Consider the following 394-nt stretch of genomic DNA (forward strand, 5'->3'; position numbering starts at 1 on the left):
TAGCAAAAGCTGACCAAAAAGAACCTACAAGCCAACCCTCCCCTTATAAAAGTGAGAGCAAGGATGTAGCTGTAGTTTCTACAGTAAATACGGCGGAACCAAGCTATGTAATTGCAGAAAATACCGTTACGCAACCTAAGCTTAACAGTACTTATACGCCACCAGCTCAGAGACCAGAGGCACTTCCAGTAGCACCCTACAAACCTGAAAGTAGGCCAAACAGTAGCAATACCACCACAAACATTCCAACTCAGGTTACCCCTATTATTGAACAAAAACTACCTACTGAGGTTACTGTGGCGGCACAGGTAAATCGACCTTCTGTAATTGAAACAGTACAAGTTGAAACGCCGATCACTCCCCCGTCGTTAGACCTATCAGATAACGTAACCTC

General features: G+C 44.4%; 1 protein-coding gene. It reads left to right on the plus strand.

What is annotated here, in order from left to right; all coding sequences use genetic code 11:
* A partial coding sequence (locus BTA35_RS18595) for a hypothetical protein (RefSeq protein WP_238377647.1) occupies positions 1-394 on the plus strand: 394 nt, incomplete at both ends.

The organism is Oceanospirillum linum (assembly GCF_001995095.2).
GTDB classification, from domain to species: Bacteria; Pseudomonadota; Gammaproteobacteria; order Pseudomonadales; family Halomonadaceae; genus Oceanospirillum; species Oceanospirillum linum.